The 14,895-nt window shown below is 65.4% G+C and carries 16 protein-coding genes; 6 read left to right on the top strand and 10 right to left on the bottom strand.

Annotated features, from left to right (window positions below):
* Window positions 1-12: 12 nt before the first annotated feature.
* From AC1RDJ_RS12325 to AC1RDJ_RS12315, 3 genes are all read left to right on the top strand, one after another.
* Window positions 13-924 carry a LysR family transcriptional regulator gene (locus tag AC1RDJ_RS12325; RefSeq protein ID WP_071324927.1) on the top strand — a complete coding sequence of 304 codons (912 nt, stop codon included), beginning with the start codon at window positions 13-15 and terminating at the stop codon, window positions 922-924.
* A 69-nt stretch (window positions 925-993) separates the two neighbouring features.
* Complete coding sequence (locus AC1RDJ_RS12320; protein WP_071324928.1) at window positions 994-2,025, top strand: MerR family transcriptional regulator; 1,032 nt, start codon at window positions 994-996, stop codon at window positions 2,023-2,025.
* Between the two features lie 69 nt (window positions 2,026-2,094).
* On the top strand, window positions 2,095-3,174 hold the full coding sequence (locus AC1RDJ_RS12315; RefSeq protein WP_493027585.1) for a hypothetical protein: 1,080 nt from the start codon (window positions 2,095-2,097) through the stop codon (window positions 3,172-3,174).
* An 8-nt stretch (window positions 3,175-3,182) separates the two neighbouring features.
* Here the strand turns inward: AC1RDJ_RS12315 and AC1RDJ_RS12310 are convergent, their stop codons facing one another.
* The 4 genes from AC1RDJ_RS12310 to AC1RDJ_RS12295 form a co-directional block, all read right to left on the bottom strand.
* On the bottom strand, window positions 3,183-3,884 hold the full coding sequence (locus AC1RDJ_RS12310; RefSeq protein ID WP_493027584.1) for a M24 family metallopeptidase: 702 nt from the start codon (window positions 3,882-3,884) through the stop codon (window positions 3,183-3,185).
* Between the two features lie 134 nt (window positions 3,885-4,018).
* Window positions 4,019-4,987 (bottom strand): GlxA family transcriptional regulator, encoded by a 969-nt coding sequence (locus AC1RDJ_RS12305; protein WP_493027583.1) that lies wholly within the window; start codon window positions 4,985-4,987, stop codon window positions 4,019-4,021.
* 3 nt (window positions 4,988-4,990) lie between these two features.
* Window positions 4,991-6,199, bottom strand: a complete 1,209-nt coding sequence (locus AC1RDJ_RS12300; RefSeq protein WP_493027582.1) for a D-amino acid dehydrogenase — start codon at window positions 6,197-6,199, stop codon at window positions 4,991-4,993.
* Window positions 6,196-6,663, bottom strand: coding sequence for a winged helix-turn-helix transcriptional regulator (locus tag AC1RDJ_RS12295; protein WP_071324932.1), 468 nt, complete (start codon window positions 6,661-6,663; stop codon window positions 6,196-6,198). Before AC1RDJ_RS12295 ends, AC1RDJ_RS12300 begins: the two co-directional genes overlap by 4 nt.
* A 92-nt stretch (window positions 6,664-6,755) precedes the next feature.
* Between AC1RDJ_RS12295 and AC1RDJ_RS12290 the strand changes: the two genes are divergently transcribed.
* Window positions 6,756-7,946, top strand: a complete 1,191-nt coding sequence (locus tag AC1RDJ_RS12290; RefSeq protein ID WP_493027580.1) for an MFS transporter — start codon at window positions 6,756-6,758, stop codon at window positions 7,944-7,946.
* Here the strand turns inward: AC1RDJ_RS12290 and AC1RDJ_RS12285 are convergent.
* The 4 genes from AC1RDJ_RS12285 to AC1RDJ_RS12270 form a co-directional block, all read right to left on the bottom strand.
* Complete coding sequence (locus AC1RDJ_RS12285; protein ID WP_071324934.1) at window positions 7,943-8,638, bottom strand: Crp/Fnr family transcriptional regulator; 696 nt, start codon at window positions 8,636-8,638, stop codon at window positions 7,943-7,945. The genes AC1RDJ_RS12290 and AC1RDJ_RS12285 overlap by 4 nt on opposite strands.
* A gap of 279 nt (window positions 8,639-8,917) precedes the next feature.
* Complete coding sequence (locus AC1RDJ_RS12280; protein ID WP_071324935.1) at window positions 8,918-9,565, bottom strand: response regulator; 648 nt, start codon at window positions 9,563-9,565, stop codon at window positions 8,918-8,920.
* A gap of 38 nt (window positions 9,566-9,603) precedes the next feature.
* Entirely contained in the window at window positions 9,604-10,836 is a 1,233-nt protein-coding gene (locus AC1RDJ_RS12275) for a GAF domain-containing sensor histidine kinase (protein WP_493027579.1), read from the bottom strand.
* A gap of 65 nt (window positions 10,837-10,901) precedes the next feature.
* Window positions 10,902-11,483 carry a DJ-1/PfpI family protein gene (locus tag AC1RDJ_RS12270; protein ID WP_071324937.1) on the bottom strand — a complete coding sequence of 194 codons (582 nt, stop codon included), beginning with the start codon at window positions 11,481-11,483 and terminating at the stop codon, window positions 10,902-10,904.
* A gap of 223 nt (window positions 11,484-11,706) precedes the next feature.
* Here AC1RDJ_RS12270 and AC1RDJ_RS12265 point away from each other — a divergent pair, with 223 nt between their 5' ends.
* Together AC1RDJ_RS12265 and AC1RDJ_RS12260 are read left to right on the top strand one after the other, a co-directional pair.
* Window positions 11,707-12,042, top strand: coding sequence for a hypothetical protein (locus AC1RDJ_RS12265; protein WP_071324938.1), 336 nt, complete (start codon window positions 11,707-11,709; stop codon window positions 12,040-12,042).
* A gap of 140 nt (window positions 12,043-12,182) precedes the next feature.
* A complete protein-coding gene (locus AC1RDJ_RS12260) occupies window positions 12,183-12,482 on the top strand; it encodes an antibiotic biosynthesis monooxygenase family protein (protein ID WP_071324939.1) in 300 nt (99 codons plus the stop codon).
* A 158-nt stretch (window positions 12,483-12,640) separates the two neighbouring features.
* Here AC1RDJ_RS12260 and pncB read toward each other — a convergent pair whose 3' ends face one another.
* Complete coding sequence (gene pncB, locus AC1RDJ_RS12255) at window positions 12,641-13,831, bottom strand: nicotinate phosphoribosyltransferase (protein WP_071324940.1); 1,191 nt, start codon at window positions 13,829-13,831, stop codon at window positions 12,641-12,643.
* A gap of 91 nt (window positions 13,832-13,922) precedes the next feature.
* Complete coding sequence (locus tag AC1RDJ_RS12250; protein WP_493027578.1) at window positions 13,923-14,786, bottom strand: cysteine hydrolase family protein; 864 nt, start codon at window positions 14,784-14,786, stop codon at window positions 13,923-13,925.
* Window positions 14,787-14,895 lie beyond the last annotated feature (109 nt).

Below are 14,895 nucleotides of genomic sequence, written 5' to 3'. Positions count from 1 at the left end.
AATTCCCGAATCATGTTTTCATCGGAACACTTGAAAGGCATCACACCCTTCCTGGCCACGGCCGACGCGGGCAGCTTTACCAGGGCGGCCGAACGCCTGCACCTGAGCAGCTCTGCCGTCAGCAAGAGCGTGGCGCGGCTGGAAGAGCGGCTGGGCGTGATGCTGTTCGAGCGCAGCACGCGCCGCTTGAAACTGAGCGACGCGGGCCGCGCCTACTACGCCACCTGCAAGCGCGTGCTGCAGGAACTGGCTGATGCGGAAGACGTGCTGGCCGAGCATGCGACGGAACTGGCCGGCAAGGTGCGCCTCGGCGTGCCCGCCTCGTACGGCCGCCTGCGCGTGATGCCGGCCCTGCTGCAGCTGTGCGCGCAATATCCGAGGCTGCAGCCGTCGATCGCCTTCAGCGACCGCTTCGTCGACCTGTTCGAGGAGCGCATCGATATCGCCGTGCGCATCGGCGCGCCATCGCACTGGCCTGCCGCGCTGGGCCAGATGCACCTGGGCGACGAGCGCCTGATCTTTTGCGCGGCACCCGCCTACCTGGCGCGGCACGGCAGGCCCATGTCCATCGCGGACCTCGAGCGGCACGACTGCATCGCCTATGGCCGCGGCGACGGCTCGCCCATGCCGTGGCTGTATGCGGACGAGCATGGCGGCCAGCTGGAATACCGCGTGGCGGCGCCGCGCATGACGGTGGGCGACGCCGAGGCGCGCACGGCCGCCGTGCTGGCGGGCCTGGGCGTGGCGCAGCTGGCCACCTGGCTGGTGGAAGAGCACCTGGCCACGGGCGCCATCGTGGAAGTGCTGCCGGCATTTGCCACGCCAGGCTTGCCGCTGTACCTGGCCTGGCCGCTGGCGCGCCAGCTGACGCCGAAGACGGGCGCCCTGCTGCAGGAACTGCGCCAGCACCTGACGATCAGCTGATAATAGTGCTTGACCCTGACGCGACGTCAGGCCCGATCCTGTGTGTACGCACCAAGTAAGGAGAAAAAGATGCTGTTGAAAATCGGTGAACTGGCCAGGCTGACGGGCTTGACCGTGCGCACCCTGCACCATTACGACAGCATCGGCCTGCTCTCGCCTTCGGCGCGCACGCAGGCTGGCTACCGTCTGTACCAGCACGGCGACATGGACCGCTTGCACCGGATCATGGCGCTGCGCAAGTTCGGACTGCCGCTGGCCGATATCGCAACAGCACTCGCCGGCCCGGACCTGCCCTTGAGCGCCATCGTGGCGCAGCAGATCGCCATGCTGGAACGCCAGATCGCGCAGGCGTCCACCCTGCGCGAACGCCTGCGCGACCTGCAGGCGCAACTGGCGCAGGGGCAGGCGCCGGAACTGGCCGAGTGGCTCACCACTATGGAGTTGATGACCATGTACGACAAATACTTTAGCCCCGAAGAATTGCAACAGATGCCGCTGCTGTCCGATGCGGCCGTGGAACAGGAATGGAAGGCACTGGTGACGCGCGTGCGCGCCGCCCGGAACGCTGGCGCCAGCCCCGCAGATGCGCGGGCGCAGGCCCTGGCCACGGAATGGATGGTCAAGCTGGTGCGCGACACGGGCGCCCATCCGGGACTGTTCGCGCGCCTGAACGACATGCATGCGCAGGAGCCGGCCATGCAGCACACGACCAGCATCGATGCGGACCTGATGCAGTTCATCATCGCCGCCTTCAATGCCTCGCGCATTGCGCTGTATCGCCCTTTCCTCGACGAGCAGGAATACGCGCACCTGGCCGCCAACTATGGCAAGCGCTCGGGCGAGTGGCCGGCGCTGATCGCCGCCGTGCGCGCCGCCATCGATGCGCGCACGCCGCCCACCGACCCGGCCGTGCTGCAGCTGGCGCGGCAGTGGCTGGACCTGTTCCGCTCGTACGCGGGCACGGATCCGGCCACGCAGCTGAAATTCCGCCAGGCGCACCAGCAGGAACCGCGCCTGATGGAAGGCAGCTTCGTCGACGGGGCCATGCTGCAATACCTGGGCGCGGCGATGGCCGTGGTGGCGCAGGAAAAGCCAGCGTAAAAGTTGGCGTGCGGTATTTCCTCGGCCGGGCCATGTAGAATCGGCCATCGCCAATCACAGGAAAACCCGATGCGCCGCTTCTTGTTTGTATGTCTGTCCCTGCCCGCCCTGAATATCGCCATGGCGGCCGAGCCGCCCGTGCAAGGGGTGTGGCAGGGCACCCTGGGCAAGGCCAATATCGTGGCCTGCTTCAACCAGCCCAGTCCCACGCAAGGAGCTGACCGCAGCGGCAATTATTACTACACGCGCTACAAGACGCCGATCATGCTGGCCAAGCCCAACGGCAAGGTGCTATGGCAGGAACTCGACGCCAAGGGCGACACGACGGGTACCTGGTCATTGAATGCGCCGCAGGGCGGCAAGGTCGCTGGCACGTGGACCGATCCGAAAAGCGGCAAGACCCTGCCGCTGGACTTGACCCTGCTGGAAGCGGCGGGCGACCGCGAACATCCATCGTGCGCCAGCGATGCCTACAACCTGGCGCTGGAGACCTTTCCCGCCACCAAGGTAAGCAAGCCCATCGCCTTCGAAGGCAAGCAATACCGCAACCTGCAAGTCGGCGACACCATCACCGTGGAACTGATCGCCGCCGGCGATGGCGTGGCGAAAATCAATGCGCAGCTGCGTGCCGTGCTGGCGAAGAGCAAGCAGGACCTGGCCGACTTCTATGCCACGCGCCGCGAATACCTGGGCCGCAACGGTTTCACGACGGAAGACGAAGTGTATGCGGAGCCGACCTACTGGTCGCCGCGCTGGGTGACGATCAAATTCTACCGCTGGCCCGCCGGCTATGGCGCCCGCGGCATTTCCATCAAGTTCCGCACGTGGGACGTGAAGACGGGCCAGGAGACGGACGTGTGGAACTGGTTTGGCGCCAGCGCCAGCGATGGCGACGACAAGGCCGAACTGCCGGACCGTTTGCGCCAGGCCCTGTTCAAGGACGTCAAGATCGACGCCGAATGCAAGGGCACGGATTACGACGGCCGAGGCCGCTTCCACCTGTCATTGAAACCCGAAGGCGTGTCCTTCTGGGAAGACTCCAACGGCAGCGGCTGCGAAAACGACTTCCTGCTGCCTTACAGCAAGGTCGGCCCCTTCCTCACCGCCAAGGGCCGCGCCGCCCTCAGCGATTTATTACCGAAGAACTAGGCGCTGCTTTAAGCATAGTAGCTGTCATCGAGCAGCATGTCCTCGAAGAACGCGCCATACGGCAGGGTCGGATGGCGCAAATGGATTTCCAGGATCCAGCGCATGGGCGACGGCGAGAAATCGGCGTCGGCCAGCGCGCCCGCGTGTATCGTGGCGTGCGGGAAGTCCGACACGCGATGGCCGCCCAGGTCGAAGTTGAGTTCCCAGCCCAGCTTGCGCGCCTCGATTTCCGCATACGCATACAGTGCCTGCCCCGTCAGCCCCTCGCGCCGCCACACGGCGCGCACCTGGTGGAACAGGCATTCGGCATCGCGCGCGCAGCGGGCGTACTCCGCCTGCTGCGCGCTGGCGCCCACGGTGAACGTGGCGCCGCCATCGCCTTCCCATGCCTCGACACGGGGCGCGATATCGAGGAAAAAGATATCGTGCTCCTGCAAGACCACGCCCGGCTCGGACGCGCGCTTCATCGGTTTGAGCGTGTTGCGGCCGAAGCGCACGCGCGTGGGGTGCCAGCTCAGCGCCAGGCCCATGTCCAGCAGCACTTGCTTCGCCATCGCCACGGCGTCTTCTTCCAGCATGCCGGGACGGATGCGCGCGGCGATGGCGGTAATCGCCTCGCGCGTCTTGCGGCGCGCCAGCAGCATGCCGTCTTCCGTGTAGGCGGGACCGACCCGCTCTGCATCCAGCCTAGTGTGTAGCATCGCTTGCATGTTTGACTTTCCTCAAGGGTGCGGCCGGAATGGCGCACCAGCAGGAAAAGTATAGGGTTGCGAACCCGGCGGCAGGGGCGTTGGCTGCCGCGCTTTTCGGACAGGGTGGCGCGCATTCCTGCCACCTGCCTGTCTCACTCCCGGGGGCGGCTGGAAAAGTTTTGCCGGTATTGTTTGGCAGAGACACCGAGGCGCCGCAGGAACACCGTGCGCAGCTGGTCGGCCGTGCCGAAACCGCAGCGCCAGGCGACGGTTTTCAGCGGCGCATCGCCCGCTTCGAGCAAGGCCCGCGCCGCATCAAGCCGGGCGCTTTCAACGAACTGGGCCGGCGTCACGCTCAGCTCGCGCACGAAGACCCTGGCGAAGTTGCGCGGGCTCATGGCCACCAGCTGGGCCAGCGTGTCCACGCCCAGTTCCTCTGCCAGGTGCGCGAGCACGTATTGCTGCGCCTGCGCCACGGGCGAGGCCGCATCCACGGCGGGCGTCAGGTACGGACTGAACTGCGACTGCCCGCCCTGGCGCTGCGTGTAAACCACCAGGCGCCGCGCCACCTGCAGCGCCAGCTGCGCGCCGCCATCGCCGGCCAGCAGCGACAGCGACAGGTCGATGCCGGCCGTCACGCCGGCCGAGCTGACCAGATTGCCGTCATGTAAATAGATGCTGTCCGCATCGACGCGCGCCAGCGGGAAAGCGGTGGCCAGGGCCGCCGCATCGTTCCAGTGCGTGGCGACTTTTTTACCGTCCAGCAAGCCCGCGTGGCCGAGCAGGAATGCGCCATTGCAGATGGAGCCATGGCGCCCCGCCCTGCCGGCCGCCTGCGCCAGCCAGGCGCTCAGGGCCGCGTCGCGCGGCTGCGCGGGCAAGCCGGGGCCGCCCGCCACCAGCAGCAAATCGTAGGCGTCCTGCGCCTGCGCGTAATGGCGGTGCGCGGCCAGACATAGACCGTTCGAGCAGCGCAGCACACCGTCCTGCGTGCCCAGCACGTCGATCGCGTAATGCCGCTGCGCCGGCAGAAAACTGTTCGCTTCGGCAAACACGTCCATGGGGCCGCTGACGTCGAGCGCCTGTACGCCGGGAAAGATCAGGATGGCGATGCTGGGCATGGCTCAGTCCCGCGCCCTGTTCACCGCTTCGGCCACCAGCTCGGCCGTGGCGGCCGCCAGGGTCCAGCCCAGGTGGCCGTGGCCCGTGTTGTAGTACACGCCCGGCGCCTTGCCTGGCCCCACTTTCGGCAGCATGTCCGGCAGCATGGGGCGCAGGCCCGCCCACGGCACCACCTTGCGGGTATTGACGCCAGGGAAGCACTGCTCCACCCATTGCAGCAAAGGGCGGATGCGGTCGGCGCGGATGTCGTAATTGGCGCCGTTGAACTCAGCCGTGCCCGCCACCCTCAGCCGGTCCTCGCCCAGGCGGCTGCTGACCAGCTTGGTCGCATCGTCGAGCAGGCTGACGCACGGCGCCGCCGCGCGGCTGGCACCGTCGTCGAGCTGCACGGTGATGGAATAACCTTTCACGGGATACACATTCACATGGTCGCCCAGCATTGCCGCCAGGGCGCGGCTGGCCACGCCCGCGCAAATGACGACGGCATCGAACAGCGTGCTGTCCTCGCCGGCCGTGACGCGCACCTTCCCGTGCTCGCGCGCCACTGCCGTCACATCGGCGCCGTAACGGCAAGCCACGCCCAGGCGCGCGCAGGCGTCGGCCAGGCCGCTGGTGAATTTGTGGATGTCGCCCGTGGAATCGCTGTCCGTGTAGTAGCCGCCGTAAAAGTCGCCGGCGAGGGCCGGTTCGATGGCGCGCATCTCGTGCGGGGTGACGGCGCGCCGCTGCAAGCCGCCCTGCGCCAGCAGGCGCGACACGCCGGCCGCCCGCTCGAAGCCGGCACGCTCGCGGTAGACATGCAGGATGCCGGCGCGCCTGTGATCGAAATCAATATTCTCCTCTTGCGCCCAGGCGAACAGGTGGGCGCGCGCGGCAATCGCCATGCGCGCCGTGGCGATGGTGTTGCGCTCATAGGCAGGCATGGCGGCAAGAAACTCCGCAAACCAGCTCAGCTTGTGCCAGCTGGGCATCGGATTGAGCAGTAGGGGGGCGTCGCGTCGCGCCATCCATTTCAGGGCGTTCAGCACGGTCGCCTTGTGGTTCCACACTTCCGCATGCGAGGCGGACAATTGCCCGCCATTCGCGAACGACGTTTCCATGGCCGCGTAACGGTGCCGCTCGAACAGGGTCACGGCCACGCCGCGCCTGGCCAGCGCATAGGCCGTTGTCACGCCGGTAATCCCCCCGCCGATGACGGCCACGCGCGTCATGGCTGCGGCTCGATGGCAGGCGCCACCTTGTGTACGACGGTGTCGCCCGCCTGCAGCGCGCGGCCGTCCGGCGCCAGCACTTCCAGCTTGCGCACGGGCAAACCGGAGTCGCGCAGCAGCAGGGTGGAATGGGCTTCGCCCGCGTCGAACAGTTGCGCCTCGCTCCACTGGCGCAAACCGACCACGACGGGAAACAGGCCCAGTCCCTTGGGCGTGAGCACATATTCCTGGTACGCCGTGCCGTCCGAGGCGGGCGCGACCGTAAAGATGCCTTCTTCCACCAGCGTATGCAGGCGATCGGCCAGGATATTCTTCGCCACCCCCAGGCTTTTCTGGAATTCGCCAAACCTGCGCATGCCGTCGAAGGCGTCGCGCACGATCAGCAGCGACCAGCGCTCGCCGATCACGTCGAGCGCGCGCGCCACGGGACAGGGGTCGGTTTTCAGGCTTTTGCGCTTGGCCACAATCGTCTCCGGTAATCAGTGGTTGCATTTTAAAACTTCCTGGCCTAGACTCCAACTAGTTTTAATTTGCAACCACTTAAAATGAAGACACCATGCGCGACACGACCACCCTCCCCACCGCCACCCTTGCCCCTTCCCTCGTCTGGCTGTTTGCCTGCGCGGCCGGCCTCAGCGTGGCCAATGTGTATTACGCCCAGCCCTTGCTGGCCACCCTGGCGCGCGAGTTCGGCATGACGGATGCCGCCAGCGGCATGGTCATCACGGCCACGCAGGCCGGCTGCGCGCTGGCCCTGCTGCTGCTCGTGCCGCTGGGCGACATGCTGAACCGGCGCCGCCTGACCCTGGTCCAGCTGGGCTTGCTGGCCCTCACCCTGGCGGCGCTGGCTTGCGCCCGCTCCACGGCCGCCTTGCTGGGCGGCATGCTGCTGGTCGGCTTGCTGGGCACGGCCATGACGCAGGGCTTGATCGCCTATGCGGCCAGCGCCGCGGCCAGCCACGAGCGGGGCCGCGTCGTCGGCATGGCGCAGGGCGGCGTGGTGATCGGCTTGCTGCTGGCGCGCACCCTGTCCGGCGTGGTGGCCGATATCGCCGACTGGCGCGCCGTGTACCTCGTCTCGGCAGGCATCGCGTGCACCCTGCTGTTGCTGCTGTGGCGCATGCTGCCGCCGCCCACGCCGCAAGGCAGGAAGCTGGCGTATGGCGCCCTGCTCGCCTCGATGCTGGGCATGTTGATGCACAACAAGGTATTGCGCGTGCGCGGCGTGCTGGCCATGCTGATGTTTGCCGTGTTCAATATTTTCTGGAGCGCGCTGGTGCTGCCCCTGACGGCCCAGGGCTATACGCATGCGGCCATCGGCGCCTTCGGCCTGGTCGGCGTGATCGGCGCGCTGGGCGCGGCGCGCGCGGGAGCGCTGGCCGACCGCGGGCGCGCGCAGTGGACGACGGGCGCGGCCCTGCTGTTGCTGCTGGCGGCGTGGCTGCCGCTGAGCTTTACCGGCGCGGCCCTGTGGCCCCTGGTCGTCGGCATCATCGCGCTGGACCTGGCGGGCCAGGCCATCCACGTGACGAACCAGAGCCTGATCTTCAAGGACGACAGCGACGCGCACAGCCGCCTGGTGGCGTGCTACATGCTGTTTTATGCGGTGGGAAGCGGGGTGGGGGCGATTGCCGCCACCAGCGTGTATGCGCTGGCGGGCTGGCATGGCGTGTCCGCGCTGGGCGCGGCGGTCAGCTTGCTCGCCCTGCTGTTCTGGCGGCTGACCTTGCCTGGTGAAGCAGTTTAGTTCAGCAGCGCCGTGGCGGCGCCATGGCGATACGTCTTCAGCGCATCGGGCTGGATCTGGATCAGCGAACCGCTGACTTTAATCAGGTGCAAGTCCGTCAACTGGTGCAGCACGCGCGACAGCGTGGCCGGCGCCAGGTTCAGGAACGATGCCAGCAAACTCTTCTTCAAGTCCAGCTTGACCTCGTTCGAACGCTGCTGGTCCGATGCCTGCAACAGGTATTCGACGACGCGCTGGGTGGCGTTCTGCACGGAGCAGCGCTCCACGTTGCGGATAAAGCCCATCAGGTGATGCGACAGGCTGTTCATCATCTGGCGCGCGATGCGCGGCGACTGGTCCAGCAGGCGCAACAGCGCGTGCGGCGGGATGCGCAGCAGCAGGCAGTGCTCGAGCGCCTCGGCGCAGAATGGATACGGCTCGTCGAGGAAGATCATGGCTTCGCCGAAGCTCTGGCCGGGACGGATCAGTTCCAGCACCTTGTCCGTGCCTTCCAGCGAAAACACGCTCAGCTTGACGAGCCCGAAGACCACCACATAGGCGCCTTCGGCCACTTCGCCCTTGCGGAACAAAACTTTGCCTTTTTCCACTTCCACGCGCACCACATCCTGGCGCAATTGCTCGAGCTGTGAAGGGGAAATATGACGGAACAGAGCCTGGCTCGATAGCAAGCCATCGACGTTGACCTTATGCATGACACTCTCTTATTAGATTAGCGAATGACTAAGAGTGTAATGCGCTGGCACGGTCAAGGCCATACGTCAAAGGAACTAGGGTTGTCTAGGCAGGAACGCCATGCAGGTCAAACAATCGCGCATTCCTTGTGCACTATTTGCGCATTTTTTGATTTTTAGAGTACCTGGCAGAACCGTAGCGAGCGGCAGCGAGTTGCGACAGAGACGCGGAACGGTGCTTGGGCACAGTGAGCATCGGAGGCCGCAAATCGCCACGCGCGGCAGCTTATGCGGGTACGCCTATTTACCCAGTTCGCGCTCGACCGCATACACGGCGATCTGCACGCGGCTGCTGAGCTTAAGCTTCTTGAGGATGTTTTGCACGTGGATTTTCACCGTGCTTTCCGCCACGTCCAGCTGGCGCGCGATTTCCTTGTTGCTCTGGCCGCGCGCCAGGCAGGCCATGGCTTCGCGCTCGCGCGGCGTCAATTTGTCATAGTCGGCTTCGGGCGCATTCTGCCCGGCGCGGAACTGCGACACGAGCTTGGCCGTCATGGCGTCGGCGATCACGGATTCGCCGGCCGCGGCGCGCAGGATGGCCAGTCCCAGCTGCTCGGCTTCGATATTTTTCAGCAGGTAGCCGCGCGCGCCCGCGCGCAGGGCCGCGCCCAGGTCGGCTGCATTTTCCGACACGGTCAGCATCAGCACCACCATCTGCGGCAATTCCTGCAAGATCAGCTGCAGCGCTTCCACGCCGGACACGCCGGGCATGTTCAAGTCCATCAGCACCACGTCGGGCCGCAGCTCGGCCGCCAGGCGCACGCCGTCGAGTCCGTTCGACGCCTCGCCCACCACCTGGAATTGAGGATTGCGCTGCAGCAGCAGCTTGACGCCGCTGCGCAGCAAGGTATGGTCGTCGACCAGCAGGATTTTGATTGGAGCGTTCACGTGTTTGTTTCTTTTGCCTGAGAGGGATGATTCATCTGTTACGCGGCCTGGCGCCGGGCTGCCGGCAGCGCCAGCGAGATCGTCGTGCCGCCGCCGGGCGTGCTGTCGATGGCAAATTGCGCCCCGAGCCGCTCCGCCCTTTCCTGCATGATACGCAAGCCGATCTGCAATTCCGTTTTCTTGTCGCGCAGGTGGGCCGCGAAGCCTTCGCCATCGTCGCGCACCTGCAGCGTGAAATCGCGCCCGTTGTCGACGCCCAGCGTCACGTGGCGGGCTTGCGCATGCTTGCGGATATTCGACAGCGCTTCCTGCACGATGAACAGGATCTGCAGCTGCTGCTCGGGCGCCAGCGGCGCGCCATTGCCGCGCATGTCCAGCGTGCCGGCGACACCCGTCTGCAGCTCGAACTTGGCCAGCACTTCCGTGAGCTTGCCTTCGAGGTCGCTGCCATGCCAGCGCGTGCGGAAGTTGACGAGCAATTCGCGCACATCCTGGTAGCTTTGCTCGACGCCCATGCGCATCAGCGGCAACACTTCGGCCGCCTCGTCGAGCTGGCCGCGGCGCACGGAATCGTCGAGCATCTGCACTTGCAGGCTGATGAAATTGAGGCTTTGCGCGATGCTGTCGTGCAAGCCTTCGGCCAGCAGGCTGCGTTCGCGCGCCACGGCGAATTCCTTTTCGCGCGCGATCAGGCGCTGGTTTTCGATGGCGATGCCCAGGCTCTGGCCCAGGGTTTCCAGCCAGCCCTGCTGCTGCGCATGGACCGCTTGCGGCCGCGCAAAGTGCAGCGAAAAACTGCCCACCACCTGCTCGCGCGCGAGGATGGGGAAGACGGCGATGGCGATGAAGCCTTCGTCCTGGCAACGGTAGCGCTGCAGCGTGTCGACCTGGCGGAAATCGCGGATCTGGATCACGCCCTGCGCCACGGCCGCGCCGCACAGGCAATCGTTATTGCGGATGCAGTGCTCCTCCTCCACCATGGCCTCGGAAATGCCCTCATGCACGATGATGTGCACGGTGTCCTGTTGCGGATCGAGGATGCGCACGGTGCCGCCTTCGGCCTGCGCGAACTGCATCACGTGGCGCAGGAAGCCACGGCACAGCGCATCGATGGCATGCTGGCCGGCCAGCAGGGTGGAAATTTCGTGCAGGGTGGCCAGCTGGCGTTCCTGCGCGGCGCTCAGGCCCGATGCGGCTTGCGCCAGGCGGCGCTGGCGCCAGCGTGAGGCGGGAAGTTGTTTACGGGAAGAATGACTGCGCGGCGCTTGCATGAAAAACTCGAATCTGAAAAGTGAAACGCCCGGCAGGCGCGACTGCGGCACGCCGGGCCAAAAGGTTACAAATGGATCTCGGTGCCCAGCAGCTTGACGAACTGCGCCAGCCAGGCCGGATGCGCGGGCCAGGCGGGGGCCGTGACGAACTGGCCATCCGTGACGGCGTCGGTGACGGCGATGTCGGCGTACGTGCCGCCCGCCAGCTTCACCTCCGGCGCGCAGGCGGGATAGGCGGAGATGCGCTTGCCGCGGATGACGTCGGCGGCGGCCAGCAATTGCGCGCCGTGGCAGACGGCGGCGACCGGCTTGCCCGCGTCGGCGAAATGGCGCACGGCGGCGATGACTTTCTCGTTCAGGCGCAGGTATTCGGGGGCGCGGCCGCCAGCGATCATCACGGCGTCATAGTGGGCCGGGTCGATCTCGTCGAAGCTGGCATTCAGGGTGAACAGGTGGCCCGGCTTTTCCGTGTAGGTCTGGTCGCCCTCGAAATCGTGGATGGCCGTCTTGATGGTCTCGCCGCTCTTCTTGCCGGGACAGACGGCATGCACGGTATGGCCCAGCATCAGCAGGGCCTGGAACGGCACCATCGTTTCATAATCTTCTGCAAAATCGCCGGTCAAAAACAGAATTTTCTTCGCTGCCATTTAGTTCTCCTATGAAAGATTGATCGCGCGTCCCGCTGGTGCGCCGCACGGGGTGTCGATACGCCCGGATACATTGCACCGCAACACGTATCTTAGCGCGACTTGGCAGCCATACTGGATATTTATCAAACTTTTGCGCCTTGATCGAAGATTTTATAGGCTCAGCAAGAATTATTTACAGGCTCGCGTGTCAAAATCAGACGACTCCCGTTGAAAGCCCGGCATGAACGCCATCCACCCGACCACGCTGATCCGCATCTACGACCATTTCGCCGATGCGCAGCAAGCCTACAGCGCCCTGCTGGCAAACGGCTTCCCCACCCACGCGGTGCAGCTGGACACGGTCGGCGACGAAGCGGGCACCGTCCAGGGCAAGGCCGCGTGGAGCGGCATGTTCCGCCTCGTCGTCACCGTGCGCCATGCGGAGGAAAGGCAGCGGGCGCACGCCATCGTGCAGCCGTGGGGCGGCAGCGACATCGAACAGCGCACGGCCAGCCATGCGGGACGCCGGCGGGCCGGCGATGGCAAGAGCGAAAGGACGGAGGAACAGCAGAGGTAATAGCGGGGCTGACGACAGCAGCGATGACGGGGAACAGCGGCGATGACGGCGGGCAAACGGCAGCGCGCCGCGCCGCCCGCCCCCGGCACGGCCAAAATATGGCAAGATCGGCTTCCTTCATCACTACAGCGGAACTTGCCATGATTTTTGAAATTGCCCACATCCAGATCAAATCGGCCACGCATGACGGCTTCGAGGCGGCTGTCGCCAAGGCCGTGCCCCTGTTCCAGCGCGCGCGCGGCTGCGAATCGATGCGCCTGGAACGCTCGATTGAAAACGGCGATGCCTACCGCCTGGTGGTGGGCTGGACGACCCTGGAAGACCATACCGTGCATTTCCGCGGCAGCGACGACTTCCAGGCCTGGCGCGCGCTCGTCGGCGAATTCTTCGCCGCCCCGCCGCAGGTCGAGCACATGAGCACGGTTGTCACGGGATTCTAGTCGCTAGCCCCTGAAAAGGCGGGCGGGCGCGTGACAGCCGCGTTGCAAACGGCAGGCGGCCGAAAAACGGCCCCGGCTCACGCACGGGGCCGCCAAGGCAAGGGCACGGAAGGACATCGCAAACGGCCGTGCGAGCAGCGCTGGCTGATGCCAGGCGCTTACACGGCAGGATGGTGAAACACTTGCCGCAGATACGCGAGGAAGGTTTCATCCTTGCACAGGGTCTTGCCCGGCGAATCCGACAGTTTCGCCACGGACTGGCCGTTGCAACGCACCAGTTTCATGACGATGTTGAGCGGCGTCAAGCCAACGTCGTTGGTGAGATTGGTGCCGATGCCAAACCCCGTCATGATGCGGTCGGCGAAGTGCTGGTACAGGGCGAAGGCCTTGTCCAGGTCCAGGCCGTCGGAAAACACGAGGCGCTTGGTATTGGCGTCGATGCGCAGGGCCGCGTAATGGGCCAGCGCCTTTTCGCCCCACTCGACGGGGTCGCCCGAATCGTGGCGCAAACCGTCGAACAGCTTGGCGAAATACAGGTCGAAGTCGGCCAAAAACGCATCCATGCCGACCACGTCCGTCAGCGCGATGCCGAGGTCGCCCCGGTATTCCTGCACCCAGTCTTCCAGCGCCGCTTTTTGAAAGTCGCGCAGGCGCACGCCGAACGACTGGAACGACTGCATGTATTCATGCGCCATGGTGCCGATCGGCACGATGCCGAGCTTTTTCGCCAGGTACACATTCGACGTGCCCTTGAAATACTCGGGCACTTCGCGCGCCAGGCGCTGCACCACTTCGTCGTGCCAGGCGCCTGAAAAACGCCGACGCACGCCGAAATCGGAAAACTCGAAGGGATGCTTGCGCCGTGGCAGCTTGCCGAATTCCTTCACGGCCGCCACTTTCAAGCCCAGGCGGTGGCGCCCTTCGCGCATGGCGGCGTCGAGGTCGAAGCGGCGGAAATACAGCTCGTTGACGATGTACAGCACGAAAATCTCAAAGCCCATCACATGCACTTGCGGCCCGGCCGCATGCACGAGCAGGGTATCGCCATCGGTGCTCACCTCGATGAACTTGCGCTGGAAGCGGAAGACCGTCAAAAAGTCGACGAAATCGCTCTTCATGAAGCGCAGGGTGCGCAAATAGGCCAGTTCGTCATCGGCAAACGACATCGAGCACAGGTGGTCGAGCTGCTCTTCCAGCTCGCCCTTCAGCTCGGCCAGCGGGAACGCCGTGTGATTACGGCAGACAAATTCGTATTCGGTATGGGTATTCGGATGACCGTGCAGCAAGGCTTGCCACATTGTAAATTTATACAGATCGGTTTCCAGCAAACTGCGCACTATCGGGGTCATGTGTGTTTTCTCCAACTTCCTGAAGCCAGAATAGTACGCCACCGCCGGCATTTCGGCAGCGTGCGCTGAGGAAACGGATGCGAATCCGCGCTCAAGCGCCCGCATTGGCCAGCAGTTCAGGCAAGACCTCCGCCGCCGTGGCCAGCCGCGCGCCGCGCTCGCGCATGGCGGCAAGGAAGTCGCGCTGCTGCGTTTCAAAGCCCGTGACGGGACTCATGCAATCGGTCAGCAGCGCCAGCCGCGCCAGTGCCGGCCGGCCCTGCTGTGCCTCCAGGTAGTCGGCGATGTGCTCGGTGCTGGCTTTCACGCAATGGCTGCCCGCCTCGCCGACTATATAAAGTTGCTGCGCCGGCAGCAGGGTGTCGAGGAAGGCCCGGTTGAGCTGGGTGGCCGCATCCTGCTCGTCGGGCACCTCGGCCATGACGGCCGAGTAATGCTCGGTCCACGGATTCGAGCCCTTGCTCAGCTTGGCGACCACCTGCAGGTGATCCACTTCCCACGCGTTGTAGGCGGCGCGCACGGCCGCATGGACATTCTGCCCCCAGCTGCCGATCTCGCAGTGCACTGGCCACACCATCAATTGATAGCGCCCCGCCTGCTCCAGCGCATCGAGGTAGGCCAGCGCGCGCGGCAAGGCGCCGCTGGCGGCCGGCAGGAACAGGCGGTCGCGCACCTGCTGCGCGCTGATCTGCGTAAATGGCGCGACCGGGCCGCCATCGCCCGTGCGCCAGAACGCGGGATGGGCGATGTCGTAGCGGTGGTGGGCATCGAGGGTGATGCTGATCTGCGTCAAGCCCGCCCCGCCCTCGCGGATCAGCTGTGCCACGCGCAGCATGTCCGCATGGGCGCCGGGCACGGCCAGCGCCGGTGCGGCGTCCTGCGGCAGCCAGGCGGCGGGCAAGTCGCAAAAATCGTTTTGCGGGTCGATGACAAGCAGGTGCAGCTGGCGTTTCATGGCGGTCCTCTGGCGTGATGATATCTCGCATGATACGGGCAACCGCGCCGGCGCGCCTGCCCCGCCGGCGCCAGGATGCTACCCATGCGCCATAACGTGCGCCTGGACA

This window comes from Janthinobacterium sp. GW822-FHT07H10 (assembly GCF_058798675.1).
This window is presented reverse-complemented; position numbering and strand designations above follow the sequence as displayed.

Coding starts and splice junctions, on each gene's coding strand:
- AC1RDJ_RS12325 (WP_071324927.1), top strand. CDS start 13: ATGTTTTCATCGGAACACTTGAAAGGCATCACACCCTTCCTGGCCACG.
- AC1RDJ_RS12320 (WP_071324928.1), top strand. CDS start 994: ATGCTGTTGAAAATCGGTGAACTGGCCAGGCTGACGGGCTTGACCGTG.
- AC1RDJ_RS12315 (WP_493027585.1), top strand. CDS start 2,095: ATGCGCCGCTTCTTGTTTGTATGTCTGTCCCTGCCCGCCCTGAATATC.
- AC1RDJ_RS12310 (WP_493027584.1), bottom strand. CDS start 3,884: ATGCAAGCGATGCTACACACTAGGCTGGATGCAGAGCGGGTCGGTCCC.
- AC1RDJ_RS12305 (WP_493027583.1), bottom strand. CDS start 4,987: ATGCCCAGCATCGCCATCCTGATCTTTCCCGGCGTACAGGCGCTCGAC.
- AC1RDJ_RS12300 (WP_493027582.1), bottom strand. CDS start 6,199: ATGACGCGCGTGGCCGTCATCGGCGGGGGGATTACCGGCGTGACAACG.
- AC1RDJ_RS12290 (WP_493027580.1), top strand. CDS start 6,756: ATGCGCGACACGACCACCCTCCCCACCGCCACCCTTGCCCCTTCCCTC.
- AC1RDJ_RS12285 (WP_071324934.1), bottom strand. CDS start 8,638: ATGCATAAGGTCAACGTCGATGGCTTGCTATCGAGCCAGGCTCTGTTC.
- AC1RDJ_RS12275 (WP_493027579.1), bottom strand. CDS start 10,836: ATGCAAGCGCCGCGCAGTCATTCTTCCCGTAAACAACTTCCCGCCTCA.
- AC1RDJ_RS12270 (WP_071324937.1), bottom strand. CDS start 11,483: ATGGCAGCGAAGAAAATTCTGTTTTTGACCGGCGATTTTGCAGAAGAT.
- AC1RDJ_RS12265 (WP_071324938.1), top strand. CDS start 11,707: ATGAACGCCATCCACCCGACCACGCTGATCCGCATCTACGACCATTTC.
- AC1RDJ_RS12260 (WP_071324939.1), top strand. CDS start 12,183: ATGATTTTTGAAATTGCCCACATCCAGATCAAATCGGCCACGCATGAC.
- pncB (WP_071324940.1), bottom strand. CDS start 13,831: ATGACCCCGATAGTGCGCAGTTTGCTGGAAACCGATCTGTATAAATTT.
- AC1RDJ_RS12250 (WP_493027578.1), bottom strand. CDS start 14,786: ATGAAACGCCAGCTGCACCTGCTTGTCATCGACCCGCAAAACGATTTT.